This is a genomic window from Caballeronia sp. LZ043 (genome assembly GCF_031451075.1).
Classification (GTDB): Bacteria; Pseudomonadota; Gammaproteobacteria; order Burkholderiales; family Burkholderiaceae; genus Caballeronia.
Genome location: NZ_JARUXT010000001.1, coordinates 1,091,916 through 1,107,540 on the forward strand (window position 1 = coordinate 1,091,916; position 15,625 = coordinate 1,107,540).

Annotated in this window: 17 protein-coding genes; 7 read left to right on the plus strand and 10 right to left on the minus strand. The window is 64.0% G+C overall.

The window, feature by feature from the left end:
* Positions 1–78 precede the first annotated feature (78 nt).
* Complete coding sequence (locus QCE64_RS04770) at positions 79–1,278, minus strand: amino acid aminotransferase (protein ID WP_309915068.1); 1,200 nt, start codon at positions 1,276–1,278, stop codon at positions 79–81.
* A 457-nt stretch (positions 1,279–1,735) separates the two neighbouring features.
* On the opposite strand from QCE64_RS04770, the gene uvrB reads away from it, so the two are divergent.
* The 6 genes from uvrB (at position 1,736) to QCE64_RS04800 (ending at position 7,907) form a co-directional block, all read left to right on the plus strand.
* Complete coding sequence (gene uvrB / locus QCE64_RS04775; protein WP_310002862.1) at positions 1,736–3,832, plus strand: excinuclease ABC subunit UvrB; 2,097 nt, start codon at positions 1,736–1,738, stop codon at positions 3,830–3,832.
* A gap of 368 nt (positions 3,833–4,200) precedes the next feature.
* Positions 4,201–4,746, plus strand: a complete 546-nt coding sequence (locus QCE64_RS04780; RefSeq protein WP_309807937.1) for an iron transporter — start codon at positions 4,201–4,203, stop codon at positions 4,744–4,746.
* 55 nt (positions 4,747–4,801) lie between these two features.
* Complete coding sequence (locus QCE64_RS04785) at positions 4,802–5,146, plus strand: cupredoxin domain-containing protein (RefSeq protein ID WP_309807938.1); 345 nt, start codon at positions 4,802–4,804, stop codon at positions 5,144–5,146.
* Between the two features lie 58 nt (positions 5,147–5,204).
* Positions 5,205–6,056 carry an FTR1 family protein gene (locus tag QCE64_RS04790; RefSeq protein ID WP_309915074.1) on the plus strand — a complete coding sequence of 284 codons (852 nt, stop codon included), beginning with the start codon at positions 5,205–5,207 and terminating at the stop codon, positions 6,054–6,056.
* Entirely contained in the window at positions 6,053–7,456 is a 1,404-nt protein-coding gene (locus tag QCE64_RS04795) for a 4Fe-4S binding protein (RefSeq protein WP_309915077.1), read from the plus strand. The genes QCE64_RS04790 and QCE64_RS04795 overlap by 4 nt, the downstream gene beginning before the upstream one ends.
* 37 nt (positions 7,457–7,493) lie before the next feature.
* Positions 7,494–7,907: a heme-binding protein gene (locus tag QCE64_RS04800; protein ID WP_309807941.1), complete on the plus strand. Its 414-nt coding sequence runs from the start codon at positions 7,494–7,496 to the stop codon at positions 7,905–7,907.
* Positions 7,908–8,172: 265 nt separating this feature from the next.
* On the opposite strand, the gene hemP is transcribed toward QCE64_RS04800, so the two are convergent.
* The 4 genes from hemP to QCE64_RS04820 all read right to left on the minus strand — a co-directional run bounded on the left by hemP (position 8,173) and on the right by QCE64_RS04820 (position 10,508).
* Positions 8,173–8,421: a hemin uptake protein HemP gene (gene hemP, locus QCE64_RS04805; protein WP_309807942.1), complete on the minus strand. Its 249-nt coding sequence runs from the start codon at positions 8,419–8,421 to the stop codon at positions 8,173–8,175.
* Between the two features lie 147 nt (positions 8,422–8,568).
* On the minus strand, positions 8,569–9,057 hold the full coding sequence (locus QCE64_RS04810; protein WP_309929656.1) for an SRPBCC family protein: 489 nt from the start codon (positions 9,055–9,057) through the stop codon (positions 8,569–8,571).
* A 39-nt stretch (positions 9,058–9,096) separates the two neighbouring features.
* Positions 9,097–9,492, minus strand: a complete 396-nt coding sequence (locus tag QCE64_RS04815; protein ID WP_310002864.1) for an OsmC family protein — start codon at positions 9,490–9,492, stop codon at positions 9,097–9,099.
* Between the two features lie 143 nt (positions 9,493–9,635).
* A complete protein-coding gene (locus QCE64_RS04820) occupies positions 9,636–10,508 on the minus strand; it encodes a pirin family protein (protein WP_309915086.1) in 873 nt (290 codons plus the stop codon).
* Between the two features lie 169 nt (positions 10,509–10,677).
* Between QCE64_RS04820 and QCE64_RS04825 the strand changes: the two genes are divergently transcribed.
* Positions 10,678–11,649 carry a LysR family transcriptional regulator gene (locus QCE64_RS04825; RefSeq protein ID WP_309915089.1) on the plus strand — a complete coding sequence of 324 codons (972 nt, stop codon included), beginning with the start codon at positions 10,678–10,680 and terminating at the stop codon, positions 11,647–11,649.
* 343 nt (positions 11,650–11,992) lie between these two features.
* On the opposite strand, the gene QCE64_RS04830 is transcribed toward QCE64_RS04825, so the two are convergent.
* The 5 genes from QCE64_RS04830 to murI form a co-directional block, all read right to left on the minus strand.
* Positions 11,993–12,415 (minus strand): biopolymer transporter ExbD, encoded by a 423-nt coding sequence (locus QCE64_RS04830; protein ID WP_310002867.1) that lies wholly within the window; start codon positions 12,413–12,415, stop codon positions 11,993–11,995.
* 18 nt (positions 12,416–12,433) lie between these two features.
* Positions 12,434–13,180, minus strand: coding sequence for a MotA/TolQ/ExbB proton channel family protein (locus QCE64_RS04835; RefSeq protein WP_309915095.1), 747 nt, complete (start codon positions 13,178–13,180; stop codon positions 12,434–12,436).
* A 29-nt stretch (positions 13,181–13,209) separates the two neighbouring features.
* Entirely contained in the window at positions 13,210–13,941 is a 732-nt protein-coding gene (locus tag QCE64_RS04840; RefSeq protein WP_309915098.1) for an energy transducer TonB, read from the minus strand.
* A 379-nt stretch (positions 13,942–14,320) separates the two neighbouring features.
* Positions 14,321–14,557 (minus strand): (2Fe-2S)-binding protein, encoded by a 237-nt coding sequence (locus QCE64_RS04845; RefSeq protein ID WP_309915102.1) that lies wholly within the window; start codon positions 14,555–14,557, stop codon positions 14,321–14,323.
* Between the two features lie 175 nt (positions 14,558–14,732).
* A complete protein-coding gene (gene murI / locus QCE64_RS04850; protein ID WP_310002869.1) occupies positions 14,733–15,617 on the minus strand; it encodes a glutamate racemase in 885 nt (294 codons plus the stop codon).
* Positions 15,618–15,625: the final 8 nt, after the last annotated feature.

Genomic DNA, 15,625 nt, shown 5'->3' on the forward strand with positions numbered 1-15,625 from the left:
AAATGGCGCCCATGCGATTCACGCAGGGCGCCATTTCTTCGTCCGGCCGCCGCAGCGACCGAACGTCCGGGAACAGCCTTACTTCAGCACGGCGGCCACCGCGGTCGCGACGGCGTCGAGGTTGCGCGTGTTCAGCGCGGCCACGCAGATGCGGCCCGTGCTGACGGCATAGATGCCGAACTCTTCGCGCAGACGGTCGACTTGCGCCGACGTCAGGCCCGAGTACGAGAACATGCCGCGCTGCTGATTGACGAACGAGAAGTCGCGGTCGACGCCGCTCGCCTTCAGGCGCTCGACGAGGCCGTTGCGCATGGCGCGGATGCGGTCGCGCATTTCGCCGAGTTCCTGTTCCCAGGTCGCGCGCAGTTGCGGCGAGGCCAGCACGGCCGCGACGATCGAGCCGCCGTGCGTCGGCGGGTTCGAATAGTTGGTGCGGATCACGCGCTTCAGTTGCGAGAGCACGCGCGCCGACTCTTCCTTGCTGGTGGTGATGATCGACAGCGCGCCGACGCGTTCGCCATACAGCGAGAACGACTTCGAGAACGACGACGACACGAACACGTTCAGTTCAGCGCCCGCGAACAGGCGCACGGCGGCCGAGTCCGCCTCGATGTTTTCCGCGAAGCCCTGATAGGCCATGTCGAGGAAGGGCACGAGCTCGCGCGCCTTCACGACTTCGACGATCTGCTTCCACTGCGCGTCCGAGAGGTCGACGCCCGTCGGGTTGTGGCAGCACGCGTGCAGCACGACCACCGTGCCCGCGGCGTAGCTGTTCAGCGCGGCCAGCATGGCGTCGAAGTTCACGCCGTGCGTGGCGGCTTCGTAATACGGGTAGTTGACGACTTCGAAACCGGCGCCTTCGAATAGCGCGCGATGGTTTTCCCAGCTCGGATCGCTGATCGCGACCTTGGCGTTCGGGTTCAGGCGCTTCAGGAAGTCCGCGCCGATCTTCAGCGCGCCCGTGCCGCCCAGCGCTTGCGCCGTGACGACGCGGCCCGCAGCGATCAGCGGCGAGTCCTGGCCGAGCAGCAGCGCCTGCACGGCGGCGTCATAGGCGGCGATGCCGTCGATCGGCAGGTAGCCGCGCGGCAGGGCGGCATCGACGCGTGCCTTTTCGGCTTCGCGCACGGCGCGCAGCAGCGGAATCTTGCCTTCCTCGTTGGTGTAGACACCGACGCCCAGATTGACTTTGGTGGCGCGCGTGTCGGCGTTGAAGGCTTCGTTGAGGCCCAGGATGGGGTCACGGGGAGCGAGTTCGACGGCAGAGAAAAGAGACATGATCTATCGGCAGTGAGAAAAAGACGGTGCGGCGGAGTGGCGCCCGGAAGGCCAAGGAGCGCGAAACTGGCGCGAAGCCAGCCCGGAACGGGGACGATGCCCGCGTGGCGTCTTCGGCGGTCCCTGCAGCGCGGCATGCTGCGCCGCTGTGAGAAATGTCCGTTGCCCGCCGTCGAGCACAGTCGCACATTGTAGCGAATCCGGCCCGGCTTTTTGCCGCCACCTTGCCGAGAGCGCGTGTTTTTCACGCCGTGGTCAGTTCGACCGATTCCGCGCGCGTCGTCAAAAAGGGCCGCAAGGCCGATGCTTGAGATCGGCGGCACGGTCCCAATGTGCTATGGACTCAGGCGCCGCGCCGTCAGTCCCGACCGCCGCGCGCTCCCATCCGCCGGGCCGCGCGTGTTTTCGGCAGCCGCTAGAATAAGTGTTTGCTCCGGCGACGACGCATCGAATCTCCATGTCCGACACTCTCATCGACTCTCCCGAAGAACTGGACGAATCGAAGTTCGTCACCTTCGACGGCTCGCCGTTCCAGCTCTATCAGCCGTATCTGCCCGCGGGCGACCAGCCCGAAGCCATCGCGAAACTGGTGGAAGGGATCGAGGACGGTCTCTCGTTCCAGACGCTGCTCGGCGTGACCGGCTCCGGCAAGACCTTCACGATGGCCAACGTGATCGCCCGCATGGGCCGTCCGGCTATCGTATTCGCGCCGAACAAGACGCTTGCCGCGCAGCTCTACGCCGAGTTCCGCGAATTCTTCCCGCGCAATGCGGTCGAGTACTTCGTCTCGTACTACGACTACTACCAGCCGGAAGCGTACGTGCCGCAGCGCGACCTGTTCATCGAGAAGGATTCGTCAATCAACGACCACATCGAGCAGATGCGGCTCTCCGCCACCAAGAGCCTGCTCGAACGGCGCGACGTGGTGATCGTGGCCACCGTGTCGGCGATCTACGGTATCGGCAATCCGTCCGAATACCATCGCATGATCCTGACGCTGCGCACCGGCGACAAGCTCGGCCAGCGCGACATCATCGCGCGCCTGATCGCGATGCAGTACACGCGCAACGAAGCCGACTTCTCGCGCGGCACCTTCCGCGTGCGCGGCGACACCATCGACATTTTTCCGGCGGAACACGCGGAAATGGCCGTGCGCGTGGAACTGTTCGACGACGAAGTCGAAGCCATGCATCTGTTCGATCCGCTCACCGGCCGCGTGCGCAACAAGATTCCGCGTTTCACCGTGTATCCGTCGTCGCACTACGTGACGCCGCGCGACACCGTGATGCGCGCCGTCGAGGCCATCAAGGACGAACTGCGCGAACGGCTCGAGTTCTTCTACGAGCAGGGCAAGCTGGTCGAGGCGCAGCGGCTGGAGCAGCGCACCCGCTTCGACCTGGAGATGCTGCAGGAGCTCGGCTTCTGCAAGGGCATCGAGAACTACTCGCGGCACTTCTCCGGCGCAATGCCCGGCGAGCCGCCGCCGACGCTCGTCGACTACCTGCCGTCCGACGCGCTGATGCTGCTCGACGAATCGCACGTGCTGATCGGCCAGTTGAACGGCATGTACAACGGCGACCGCGCGCGCAAGGAGAATCTCGTCGACTACGGTTTCCGGCTGCCGTGCGCGCTCGACAATCGGCCGCTCAAGTTCAACGAGTTCGAGCGCAAGATGCGTCAGGCGGTGTTCGTCTCGGCCACGCCCGCTGACTATGAAAAGGGCAAGGCCGGGCAGGTGGCCGAGCAGCTCGTGCGCCCGACCGGGCTGGTCGATCCGGAAATCGAAGTGCGTCCCGCGCGTTCGCAGGTGGACGACGTGCTCTCCGAGATCAACGCGCGCGTCGCCGTGCATGAACGCGTGCTCGTCACCACGCTCACCAAGCGCATGGCCGAACAGCTGACCGAGTTCCTCGCCGATCACGGCGTGAAGGTGCGCTACCTGCATAGCGACATCGACACGGTGGAGCGCGTGGAAATCATCCGCGACCTGCGGCTCGGCACCTTCGACGTGCTGGTCGGCATCAACCTGCTGCGCGAAGGGCTGGACATTCCGGAGGTCTCGCTCGTCGCGATTCTCGACGCCGACAAGGAAGGCTTCCTGCGCGCCGAGCGCTCGCTGATCCAGACCATCGGCCGGGCGGCGCGCAATGTGAACGGCAAGGCGATTCTCTACGCCGACAACATGACCGACTCGATGAAGCGCGCCATCGACGAGACCGAGCGGCGCCGCGCCAAGCAGATCGCGCACAACCAGGCGATGGGCATCACGCCGCGCGGCGTGGAGAAGCGCATCAAGGACATCATCGACGGTGTCTATAACGCCGACGAAGCCCGCGCCGAGCTGAAGGAAGCGCAGACGCGCGCGAAGTTCGAGGACATGTCCGAGAAGCAGATCGCCAAGGAAATCAAGCGGCTCGAAAAGCAGATGATGGACCACGCCAAGAATCTCGAATTCGAGAAGGCCGCGCAGACCCGCGACCAATTGGCGCTGCTGCGGCAACGCGTGTTTGGCGCGAATGTCGGCGACCACGTGGCCGGAACCGGCGGCAAGTAAGGCTTATGTAATAGATTCTTGAGGCCTCGTTTGAAATACGCGGCGGCCCGGCGGGCCGGCCGCGTTTTTTTGCGCCATGCAAGCCCTGTCGATGCCGCGAAAAGCCTTGTCGGCGCTGGGTTTGTAAGCCCGCTCAAATTGTTCCGGGTGTCGAACGATGCTAAACTTGGCAAACTTTGAGAATGGTTCGTATTAACGTTCACAAAGTTGTGCTAGCGCTGCTCACCGTGGACGTTCGAATCGCCCATCCCTGGCAGAAACTTTCAATCCGTCCGGCGCATCGTCCGGATATCCGGCAGTCGGACCTGATGTCCGGGCAGCAGGCGCGCGTGGCGCCCCGAGCCGGTCGATAACAACAAGGAGTATCTATGGGTTCAACGTTGATGCGCGGCCTCGTGGCCGCCGCGGGCCTTACGGCAATGATGGCGGCGTCGGCCGCGGAATATCCGATCGGCAAGCAGCATATCGAGGGCGGCATGGAAACGGGCGCCGTCTACCTCCAGCCGATCACGATGGCGCCGGAAGGCATGATGCGCAAGGCATCGGATTCGGATATCCACCTCGAGGCGGACATCCACGCGGTCAAGAACAACCCGACGGGTTTCGCCGAAGGCGACTGGATGCCCTATCTCAACGTGACCTATGAACTGAGCAAGGTGGGCACGACCCAGACCGTCAAGGGCGACCTGATGGCGATGGTCGCGAACGACGGCCCGCACTATGGCGACAACGTGAAGCTCTTCGGCCCGGGCAAGTACCACCTGAAACTGCACATCGCGCCGCCGACGGAAACCGGCCATATGGCGTTCGGCCGTCACACCGACAAGGAAACCGGCGTGGGTCCGTGGTTCAAGCCGTTCACGATCGAATACGACTTCCCGTTCGCGGGCATCGGCAAGAAGGGCGGTTACTGATCGTCCGTGGCGCCCGGCATCCCGGACCGGGCGCGCTCTTAATCAGGAAGTTCGCATGAAACTGACAAGCCAGATGGCGGCGATCGCGATGTCGCTGTGCGCCGCCGCTGCCGGGATGAACATGGCGCACGCCGCCGACCTGCCCACGTTCAAGCTCGAAATGAACGACGGCAAGCTGAATCCGGCGCGTATCGAAGTGCCGGCGGGGCAGCGCATCAAGATCGAGGTGCACAACATCGGCAAGGGCGCGGCCGAGTTCGAGAGCGTGCAGTTGCGCAAGGAAAAGGTGCTCGCGCCGGGCGCGGATTCGTTCGTCGTGATCGCGCCGCTGGATCCGGGCGAATACAAGTTTTTCGACGACTTTCACCAGAGCGCGCAGGGCGTGATCGTCGCCAAGTAAAGGGTATTGGACGCGCCGCGTGCGCGTCCGGTTGAAGTGGAATCGCTGGAGGTTGGGTATGGGGCAGGTACTTTTCATCGTATGGCGTGAGAGCGTCGAGGCATTGCTCGTCGTCGGCATTCTCTACGCGTGGCTGAAGAACGGCGACCATCAGGCGCGCCGCGGCCTGCCTTATCTGTGGGCCGGCGTCGTCATCGGGCTGCTTGCGGCGGTGGCGCTGGGCGCCGCGCTGATCGGCTTCACCGAAGTGCTGTCGGGCAACGCGCAGGATTACTTCCAGACCGCGATGGTGCTGGTGGCGTGCGTGCTGATCGTGCAGATGGTACTGTGGATGAAGCGTCACGGCCGCACGCTCAAGCGCGACATGGAAATTTCGCTGCAGAAGAGCACGCAGGACGGACACTGGTGGGGCATCGCGCTGCTGGTCGCGCTGGCGATCGCGCGCGAGGGCAGCGAGACGGCCGTGTTCTTATATGGCGTCGGCTTCGGTCAGTCAGGGCACGTCGCCGCGTCACAATACGTGGCCATCATTCTGGGCTTCGGGCTCGCGCTGCTGACCTTCTACGTGCTGCAACTCGGCGGCAAGATCTTCTCCTGGCGCGCCTTCTTCCGCGTCACGGAAATCATGCTGCTGTTCCTCGCGGCCGGCCTGTTCGAGACGGGCGTGGACAAATTGATCGACATGGAAGTGCTGCCGGTCATCGTCAACCAGGTGTGGAACACCTCCGCGCTCCTCGACGATTCGAGCACCTTCGGCTCGCTGGTCGCTACACTGACGGGCTATCGCGCGCATCCGGCCGGCATGAACCTCGTGGCGTACGCCGTGTACTGGATCGTCATTTATCTTCTGCTGCGCCGTTCGAATCATCAGATGGCGCAAAAACAAAAGGCGGCAAGCCGTCCAGCATGAGTTCTGTAATGCCTCAACCCGGCCGGCTTCAGCAAGCCGGCCAATGGATGCAACGTCACGGCAGCGCGATCCGGATGATTCAGTGGGTCGTCGTTGCCGTGTATGCGTTTCTGATCCTCGTTCCCGCCGTGATGCCGCTGCCCGATGGCTCGGCGCATCTGTGGAACAACCTGACGCTCGCCGCACAGTTCGTGTTCTGGGGCATCTGGTGGCCGTTCGTGCTGCTGTCGATGGTCATGCTCGGCCGCGTCTGGTGCGGCGTACTGTGTCCCGAGGGCGCCCTCACCGAGTTCGCGAGCCGCTTCGGCCGCGGCTGGGCCATTCCGCGCTGGATGCGCTGGGGCGGCTGGCCGTTCGTCGCGTTCGGCCTGACGACCATCTACGGCCAGATGGTCAGCGTCTATCAATATCCGAAGGCCGTGCTGCTGGTGCTCGGCGGTTCGACCGTCGGGGCGATGATCATCGGCGTGCTGTATGGCCGCGAGAAGCGCGTGTGGTGCAAGTACCTGTGTCCGGTGAACGGCGTGTTCACGCTGCTCGCGCGGCTGGCGCCGTTCCACTTCAAGGTCAGCGAAGACGCGTGGCGCCGTTCGTACAAGCAGGGCGAGCATGGCCATCGCGTGATTCCGATCAACTGCGCGCCGCTCGTGCCCTTGCGCAACATGAAGGGCGCCGCCGATTGCCACATGTGCGGCCGCTGCAGCGGTCATCGCGACGCCATTGCGCTCACGTGGCGCTCGCCCGCAGAAGAAGTCGTGAAGCTCGGCGACAAGGCCGCGAATCCGTGGGACACGGCGCTCATTCTGTACGGGCTGCTCGGCATCGCGATTGGCGCGTTCCACTGGACTGTCAGCACGTGGTTCGTCGACCTGAAGCAGTTCTTTGCCGGCTGGCTGATCGACCACAACATTCTGTGGCCGCTCGACACCAACGCGCCGTGGTTCCTCTTCACGCATTACCCCGAGCAGAACGATGTCTTCTCGTGGCTCGACGGCACAATGGTCATCGGCTATATCGTCGTGACGGGGCTCGTGTACGGCACCGCGCTGCTCGCGCTGCTCGCGGCGGGCACGCGCATGCTCGGCAAGATGGAAGCGAGGCGGCTGCATCACCTGACGCTCGCGCTGATTCCGCTGGCGGGCTGCGGTGTGTTCCTGGGCTTGTCGGCGACCACGGTCTCGCTGCTGCGCGCCGAACAGCTGCCGCTCTGGTGGGTGACGGATCTGCGCCTCACGCTGCTGTTCATCGCGAACGCATGGAGCGCGTGGCTCGCGTGGCGCGTGACGGGGCGCTACGCCACGACGCTTGTTCCGCGCGTCCTCACGATGGTATGGTTTGTCGCTGCGCTGGCCGTAGCCGACAGCGCGTGGTACCTGATGTTCTGGGGCTTCAGCCGATAAACCGTCCACGCCGTGACCGACGGCCGCGAGAACGCACGTGAGAACCAAACCCGTACTGACCGACGACGACGTCAAGTCGATGGCCGCCGCCGCCGAGGCGCACGCGAAGGATCACAACTGGAACGTGACGATTGCGATCGTCGACGATGGCGGGCATCTGCTGCATCTGCATCGGCTGGAAGGGGCGGGGGCGAGCACCGTCGAGATGGCGACGGGCAAGGCCCGCACCGCCGTGCTCGGCCGCCGCGAGACGAAGGTCTACGAAGACACCATCAAGCAGGGCCGCACGGCGTTTCTCAGCGCGCCGATGACCGCGATGCTCGAAGGCGGCGTGCCGATCTTCGTGGGTACGGACATCGTGGGCGCGGTGGGCGTCTCGGGCGTGAAGTCGGAACAGGATGCGCAGATCGCCAAGGCGGGCATCGCTGCGCTGGGTATCGAGAACGTCTGACGCTTTTCATCAAAGACAAAACGGCACGCCTTCGGGAAGAAGGGCGTGCCGTTCGCTTGTTCATCATTGCGCTGGCCTCATCAGGCGGACCATCACGCAAACGCGCGGGAACCAAAAAAAGCGGCTTCGCTTGCTATCGACGACTGGCTGGTGTTTGCACGAAGGGGTCTAAATTCTCGCGTGCAAGTCGTCCTCGCTGGCTAAGGCCAAACACCTCTTGGAGAGGTGGTCCCCACAATACACGGTACTACTGCTGTTCTTTGCGCTACTTCGTCAGGATCAGCTTGCCCAGACGAGTCGCGCGCAACTGATAGGTCTCCCCGTTATGCAGGATGCTGACATGACTGCGTCCCTGCAACAGCGCATCGCTTTTCAGTGACCGCTCGCCCGGGCTTTCCGCGGCGTGCTGGACGTGAACGGTGGTCACGGTGGTCGCTTTCGGGCGGGTAATCGCGGCGTCGCGGACAGCCGGGCGGCGCAGCCTGAGCGTGGAAGATCGCAGCGTGTCGGTCATGTCGGAAGAGTGCGCTCGTTGATTCGATGGGTCTATAGTAAATGATAACTATTCCTATTTGCAAATAGACTTTCTGATCGAAGCACAATTTTTGATAGCCAAGCTCGATGTAGCGGCGAAGCATTCGCCGCCACGTTTGAACGAGGCTCAGTGCAGCGGCTTGTCGTCGTTCCGGCCGTGCGCGAATTGACGGATCAGATGCACGGTGTCGATGTCCGACTCGCGATACGCCGACTTCACGATCTCCTGCGTCTGCAGTTCATCGGGCGTCGGGTTGGCTTGCTCCGGCAGCGTGGTGCTGTAGGTGAAGCGCAGGAAAAGCTGTTGATCGTCGGGCTCCTCGATCGCCATTGTCAGCGAGCCGCCCACATATTCGGCGGTCGGCAGGATGTCGTAGCGCACGCTCGACTGCGGGTTGAGCGTCACGCGATCACGCACGACGGCCTGGCCATAATGCAACTCGCGCTCCATGCTGTCGCCGTCGCGCGAAAGGATGTCGCAGCGGTCCAGTCCCAACACGAACAACTGCGGCTGCTCGGCGCGCAGGACAAGGCCTTCCCACAGTTGCTCGCGTGTCAGCGACTGGACCAGCGGATTCTGCGGATCGTTGATCTGGATGAGGTGTTCGAAATTCAAAACGACGTTTCCTTGAACGTTCAGTGTGCCCGCGACGCGTTACGGCGCCAGTGCGGAATCGATGTGGATCGGACCGGACAGGACCTTGTGGATCGGGCACGCATTGGCAATTTGCAAGAGACGTTCCCGCTGCTCGTCACTGAGCGGTCCGGTCAGCGCGATGCGGCGATCGATACGCGTGCCCGCTGCAGCGCTCTCTACCGACAGTTCCACATGCACGGCCTCGAGCGGCCATTCCTTGCGCTTCGCGTACATCTTCAGCGTGATGGACGTGCAGGCGCCGAGGCTGCCGAGCAGAAGCGAGTGCGGGTCCGGAGCCGTGTCGCCGCCACCGAGGCTGACGGGTTCGTCGGCGCTCCAGTCGTGCGAGCCGTCCGCGAGGCGAACGTGGAAATCGGTAGCGCCGATCTCGGCGGTCACGACGGGGCGGGTCATGCGCTGCTCCTCGATTGATCCGGTGAAATGAAAGTGTGAAACGAAACGGCGCGGAACGAACGGTCATTGTGACGCAATGTGTCCGTTCATGCCGCGCCGGAGTCGCTGAAAATCAGCGCCCTCTCATGTTCAACGCTGAATGCTCAATGCGCGATCGCGCCCATCCGGCCCGCCTGATAATCGATGACGGCCTGGCGGATCTCGTCCTCGGTGTTCATCACGAACGGACCATAACGCACGACCGGCTCCTTGAGCGGCACGCCGCCGATCAACAGCAGTTCCACGGGCTCGTCGCCGGCGGCGAGCGAGACCGTATCGCTGTCGTCGCGGAAGATCACCATCTGCTGGGCGCGCACCGGCTGCTTCTGCGGGCCGTACAGCGCCGTGCCCGACAGCGGATACGCGAACACGCGGAACTCGCGCGGCACGTTCAGCGAGATCGTCGCGCCCGGTTGCAGCGAGACGTGCTGATACAGGATCGGCGTGCGCGTTTCGATCGCCGCCTTCACGCCGAGCGCCTCGCCGGCGATGACCTTCACACGGACCTTGCCGTCCTCGCTCATCGCGACCGGAATGCGTGCCGACGGAATCTCCTGATAATGCGGCGCGACCATCTTGTCGCGCTGCGGCAGGTTCACCCACAGTTGCAGGCCATGCACGCGCCCGCCGCGCTGCGTGAAAGCCTCGGCGGGAATCTCGCTGTGCACGACGCCCGCGCCGGCGGTCATCCATTGCACGTCGCCGGGCAGCAGCGTGCCGGAATGACCTGCCGAATCCTTGTGGCCGAACTCGCCTTCGAGCATGTACGTGACGGTCTCGAAGCCGCGATGCGGATGATCCGGCGCGCCCTTGGCCTCGCCGGGCGCGTAATCGACCGGACCCATTTCGTCGAGCAACAGGAACGGGTCGAAGTCCATCAGGAGACGGGTCGGAAACGGGCGATGAACGACGAACCCGCCGCCTTCGACGGTGCGGGTCGCCGGAATGATGCGTTCGATGCTGCGGCTGTCGGTCATGATGTCTCGCTTCGTGAATCCAGCGTTCAAAGGGGAATAGCGATATTTTTGAAACACAGGGCTATTATATGGGCCGCATTTCGCGTAAAAAGCCGCCTCGGCGCAATGGATTGTCCCGCTGGCGATAACGAACCACAGCAACGCGCCTTCTCGAGTTTTCCGATCGACCATGAAAGTTGACTCGCACGACCTGAACGATCTGATGTATTTCTCGCACGTCGTCGAGCACGGCGGCTTCTCGGCTGCGGAACGCGTGCTCGGCATTTCGAAGTCGCGTTTGTCGCGCCGCGTCTCGGAACTCGAGGCTTCGCTCGGCGTGCGCTTGCTGCAGCGCTCCACGCGCAAGCTGGCGCTGACTGAGGCGGGCCAGCTGTTCTACCAGCATTGCCAGGCGATGCTGGCCGAAGCGCAGGCGGCGGTGAATGTCGTGCAGAGCCTGCGCGATTCGCCGCGCGGCACGGTGCGCGTGAGCGTGCCGGTGACCATCGCGCAGACCTTTCTGTCCGCCGTGATGCCGGACTTCATGCATCGTTTTCCGGAGGTGCGGGTGGTGCTGCGCGTGACCAACCGCGTGGTGGATTTGTTCGAGGATGCCATCGATGTCGCGCTGCGCGTGCGCTCGGAGCCGCCCGCCAGTTCGAACGTGGTCGCGCGGCCGCTGTGGCGCACGGAACAGATGCTGGTGGCGGCGCCGTCGCTGCTGAAGTCGAATGCGCCGCCGATGACGCCCGCCGAACTCGCGCAGTACGACACGCTCGATACGCCCTCGGCGGACGGCCGCCATGTCTACCGGCTGATCGCGCCGGACGGCACGCGCCACGAGTTCGAGCACGAGCCGCGGCTGGTCACCGCCGACCTGTCGATGATTCGCGAGGCCGTGATGCGCGGCGTCGGCATCGCGGCGCTGCCCGAGATGATGTACGGCGCGCCGCTGCGCACGGGGCAGCTGTCGCCGGTCATGCCGGGCTGGACCTTTCCGTCGCCGCAACTCTATGCGGTGTTTTTGTCACGGCAAGGCATGGTCCCTGCAGTGCGGGCGTTCGTCGATTTTCTGGTCGAGTCGATCGGCAGCGGACAGCTCTTCCCCGGAGAATGTCCTGTTCATGAACGGCCGGAACGAGAAACAGTTTCAACGCAATGACGCGCGTCATTGATTTGAGGCGGGGCAGTGCGGATAAGCGATGGTCAGATTCAATTGATGCCCGAAAATGGCGGCAGTATATTGAAACCTCTTTCGCTAAGGAGCTCCTATGCGAAAACTCACGGCTGCTCTGATAGTTAGCCTGATAGGGTTGATTGCACTGTCCGTGTCGACCACGGCTGCTGCATGTGACGGGACTTCTGGTTCTGGCTATACGAACCCAAAGTGACCGCCTCGCCCGAATGCGCCGAGCGCGCACAAAAAAAGGCCTTCATCTGACGATGAAGGCCTTTTACTTTGGAGCGTGCGAACGTTCGAAAGCGCGCGCGTTGCTTGAGCCGGCTTACTTGCCGCTCTTCGGCTCGGTGACGAAGCCGATCTTGGTCAGCCCGCCCGCCTGCGCCGCCGACATCAGGTCGGCGACCCTCTCATACGCGACCTTGCGGTCCGCGCGCAGCTGGATCTCCGGTTGCGGCGTTTGCTGCGCCGCCTGCGCGATGCGCGCGTTGAGCGTCGCTTCGTCGACAGGCTGTTCGTCCCACAGCGTCGTGCCGTCGGCCTGGATTGCGATGTTCACGTGCGCGGGCTTCTCGTCCTGCGGCTGGCTGCTCGCGTGCGGCAGGTCGATCTTCACCGCGTGATGCATCGCGGGGATCGTCACCAGGAAGATGATCAGCAGGACCAGCATGACGTCGACGAGCGGCGTCATGTTGATCTCGCTCATCATGCCGTCGTCTTCATCGCCGGCAAAAGGGCTCATGGCCATGATGCGAACCTCCCGGGCTTACGACGCGCGCGTCGCGAGACGCAGGCTGTCGGACGAGGCGTTCGTCGCGCGCTTCGTCGACGAAAGCTTCGTGCCCGTGACGAAGAACGCGTGCAGGCCGTGTGCAAAGCGGTTCAGCTTCGTGACGATGCCCTTGTTCGCGCGCGTCAGCGCGTTGTAGCCGAGCACTGCAGGGATTGCAACGAACAGGCCGAACGCGGTCATGATCAGCGATTCGCCGACCGGGCCGGCGACCTGGTCGATCGACGTCTGGCCGGTCGCGCCGATGGTCAGCAGCGCGTGATAGATCCCCCACACCGTGCCGAACAGGCCGACGAACGGCGAAGTGGAACCGATGGACGCGAGAACCGCGAGGCCCGACTGCATGCGGCCGACGCCTTCGTCCATCACGTCCTTCAGGCAGCGCGTGATCCAGTCCGACACGTCCATGCGGTCGTGCAGATGCGGTTGCGTCTGGTGATGATGATCCGCCGCTTCCTGGCCGGCGAGGGCCAAGGCGAGGAACGGGTTGTCTGCCGGGCTCGACGACTGGCTGCCGAGCTTCTTGATGCCGTCGTTGAAGTCGTCGGAGTGCCAGAAGGCCTGTTCGGCGTTCTTGGTCAGGCGCTTCAGGCGCACGACATTCCATGCCTTCACGATGATGACGGTCCACGACAGTACCGACATGATCACCAGCGCGAGCGCGATGCCCCGCGTGACGAAGTCACCTTGCGCCCAGACGTGCGCAATCCCGTAGTTTTGCATTGCTCTTTCCTTGTATCTAAAAAAACCGGTCAGTCGTTGAGACTGAATACGAATGGCACCGTGGCGGTAGCGCGGATCGCTTCGCCATTTTCCTTGTACGGACTGCACGCGCTGCTGCGTACCGCCGCGAGCGCGGCGTCATCCAGCCGCGACGAGCCGCTGCTTTTCTGCAGCGTGATGTTCTCGATCTTGCCCGACACGCCGACCGTCAGCCGCACGGTCGCCGTGCCTGTTTCGCCGCGGCGCTTGGCCATGGCCGGATACTCCGGCTCTGCGATATTGCAGCTCAGCCGCGCGACGTTCTTCGGCGCGGCGAGATCCATGCTCGGCTTGCCGATGGCGGGCGCGGTGGGCGGCGGGGCCGGCTGCGCCGGCGCGGGCGGAGTGGGATCCGGCGCGGGCGCGGCGATTTGCGACGGCGCTTCGGTGACCGGCATCGGCGTGGGCTTCGGCTCGATCTTCGGCTTGACCTTGGGCTTGGGCAGCGGCTTCGGGACCGGCTTCGGAAGCGGCTTGGGCGGCGGCGGCGTTTCGACCGCGACCGGCTGCGGCGCGGGCTGCGGCGTTTCGCTGATGAGCTGCGCGGTGATCGACTTGGCTTCGATCGGGCGCGGCGGCGGCTCGTTGTGCATCGTCATCGCGACGCCGAGCAGGACTGCATGAAGCACGACGACGGCGGCACACGCGGCAATCACGCGCGGACTGGCGCTCGATGCCGGCGCCGTCTGGAAAGCGGCGGGAGTAGTGGTCGGGGACTGCATTCTTATTGGCTGCTTTGAGTGCTGCTTGTGGTGCGGTGTGAATTGATGCCGATCATGCCGCGGGTTCGTTTCAGCTTGAAGTCCAGCATCTGGGCGGATCCGGCGCAACGGAGAAACAGGAAACCAGGCGACGTCATGTTCGAAAGATCAGCAATGAAATAAACAGGGTGGTCACGAAACCGATCAGCAATTCCATGGTTCCCTCCAGGGATAAGGGTTGCTCGGGGGAGGTGCTTGGCTAGCTGGAAGTGACCGGATGTTCGAAGGTAACCTGGCTTGCTGAAGGCGTTTCGGAAATCGGACAGCGAAACTGGCAAAAAAGCTTGAAAGACTGCGGGCGCCGCCGCGGAAGCGCGACGCCGGAACCTGCGGCCTGGCTTCAGGCCGCCTTGCGCTCATAGAACGTCAGCGGCGCCACGTGCTCGCGCGGCTCGACGCCACACTGCGCGGCGCACACGCCGCTCTGTGCCATCACGTCGCGAACGCTCTCCTCGCACTTGCCGCAGCACATGGCCACGCCGAGCTCGAACTGGAGTTCGTCGAAGGTGTCCACACCCTCGGCGATGGATGCTCGGATCTTGCGGTCGGACACTGATTTGCAGACACAGACAATCATGATCGTTCGCGAAAGCTTGCGTTAATGCGAATTATTATCATTCGACTTGCGCACCAATGCAAGCGGGGCTCTGTGTTTTTTGTAACAGACCAGGCAAGTTAGCAGATTTGTTGCTAGCGGCCAGCGCTGGCGCGGGAAAGCGCGCGGCGCAGGGCGCGCGGCGGGCGAGAAACCCTCACGCGATGTCGGGTTCGGCGAGCCGTGAAAGGCCGGAGGGGATCCAGACATGCTCGACTGGCGCGTCGAGCCTGAGCAGGGCAGCAGCGAGCTGGCGCTGCGATTCGCCGTCCGCCGTGGAACAGAAGCGGGGCAAAAGATCCGCCGACGCCGCGTCCGAACGGCGCGCGTGGGTATCGAGCAGGCGTTCGAGCTGCCGGGCGATGGCCACGCTCGTGTCCACGATGTGCAGGCGTTCGCCGGCAATCGCGCGGATGGCGCCGTCCAGAAAAGGGTAGTGCGTGCAGCCGAGCACGAGCGTGTCAGCGCCCGCGTCCAGCATGGGGGAAAGGTAGCTTTCGAGCAGCGCCATGAGGGCGGGCGACGACGTGTCGCCGCGTTCCACCGCCTGCACCAGGCCGTGTCCCGCCTGGCAGATGAAGCGGCAGTCGCCGGCGTAGCGGTCGAGCAGCGACTGGAAACGCGCGGAACGCAGCGTCACCGCCGTGGCCAGCACGCCGACCACGCGCGAGCGCGACACGCCCGCCGCCGGCTTGACGCCCGGCTCCACGCCGACGAGCGGAATGGACAAACGCTCACGCACCAGCGCGATGGACTGCGCGGTTGCGGTATTGCAGGCGACCACCAGCGCCTTCGCGCCCTGCGACACGAGCCATTCGCCGATGGCCAGCGTGCGTTCGCCGATGAATGCGTCGGTTTTTTCGCCGTATGGCGCGTGAAGCGAGTCGGCGACGTAGATCAGACGTTCGTGCGGCAGGATGGCGCGCACGGCGCGCAGCACCGACAGCCCGCCCAGGCCGGAATCGAAAATGCCGACCGGCGCGCTCGCGTCCAGCGCGGCGCGTGGGGGCAGGGCAAGCGGGGATACTGCGCTGACGGGCATCGTGACGA

Bases quoted from the DNA above. Each gene is read 5' to 3' on its own strand.
- QCE64_RS04820 (WP_309915086.1), bottom strand. From the start codon at position 10,508: ATGACCGACAGCCGCAGCATCGAACGCATCATTCCGGCGACCCGCACC.
- QCE64_RS04785 (WP_309807938.1), top strand. From the start codon at position 4,802: ATGAAACTGACAAGCCAGATGGCGGCGATCGCGATGTCGCTGTGCGCC.
- uvrB (WP_310002862.1), top strand. From the start codon at position 1,736: ATGTCCGACACTCTCATCGACTCTCCCGAAGAACTGGACGAATCGAAG.
- QCE64_RS04840 (WP_309915098.1), bottom strand. From the start codon at position 13,941: ATGCAGTCCCCGACCACTACTCCCGCCGCTTTCCAGACGGCGCCGGCA.
- QCE64_RS04815 (WP_310002864.1), bottom strand. From the start codon at position 9,492: ATGACCCGCCCCGTCGTGACCGCCGAGATCGGCGCTACCGATTTCCAC.
- QCE64_RS04770 (WP_309915068.1), bottom strand. From the start codon at position 1,278: ATGTCTCTTTTCTCTGCCGTCGAACTCGCTCCCCGTGACCCCATCCTG.
- QCE64_RS04790 (WP_309915074.1), top strand. From the start codon at position 5,205: ATGGGGCAGGTACTTTTCATCGTATGGCGTGAGAGCGTCGAGGCATTG.
- QCE64_RS04825 (WP_309915089.1), top strand. From the start codon at position 10,678: ATGAAAGTTGACTCGCACGACCTGAACGATCTGATGTATTTCTCGCAC.
- QCE64_RS04830 (WP_310002867.1), bottom strand. From the start codon at position 12,415: ATGGCCATGAGCCCTTTTGCCGGCGATGAAGACGACGGCATGATGAGC.
- murI (WP_310002869.1), bottom strand. From the start codon at position 15,617: ATGCCCGTCAGCGCAGTATCCCCGCTTGCCCTGCCCCCACGCGCCGCG.
- QCE64_RS04780 (WP_309807937.1), top strand. From the start codon at position 4,201: ATGGGTTCAACGTTGATGCGCGGCCTCGTGGCCGCCGCGGGCCTTACG.
- QCE64_RS04835 (WP_309915095.1), bottom strand. From the start codon at position 13,180: ATGCAAAACTACGGGATTGCGCACGTCTGGGCGCAAGGTGACTTCGTC.
- QCE64_RS04845 (WP_309915102.1), bottom strand. From the start codon at position 14,557: ATGATTGTCTGTGTCTGCAAATCAGTGTCCGACCGCAAGATCCGAGCA.
- QCE64_RS04795 (WP_309915077.1), top strand. From the start codon at position 6,053: ATGAGTTCTGTAATGCCTCAACCCGGCCGGCTTCAGCAAGCCGGCCAA.
- hemP (WP_309807942.1), bottom strand. From the start codon at position 8,421: ATGACCGACACGCTGCGATCTTCCACGCTCAGGCTGCGCCGCCCGGCT.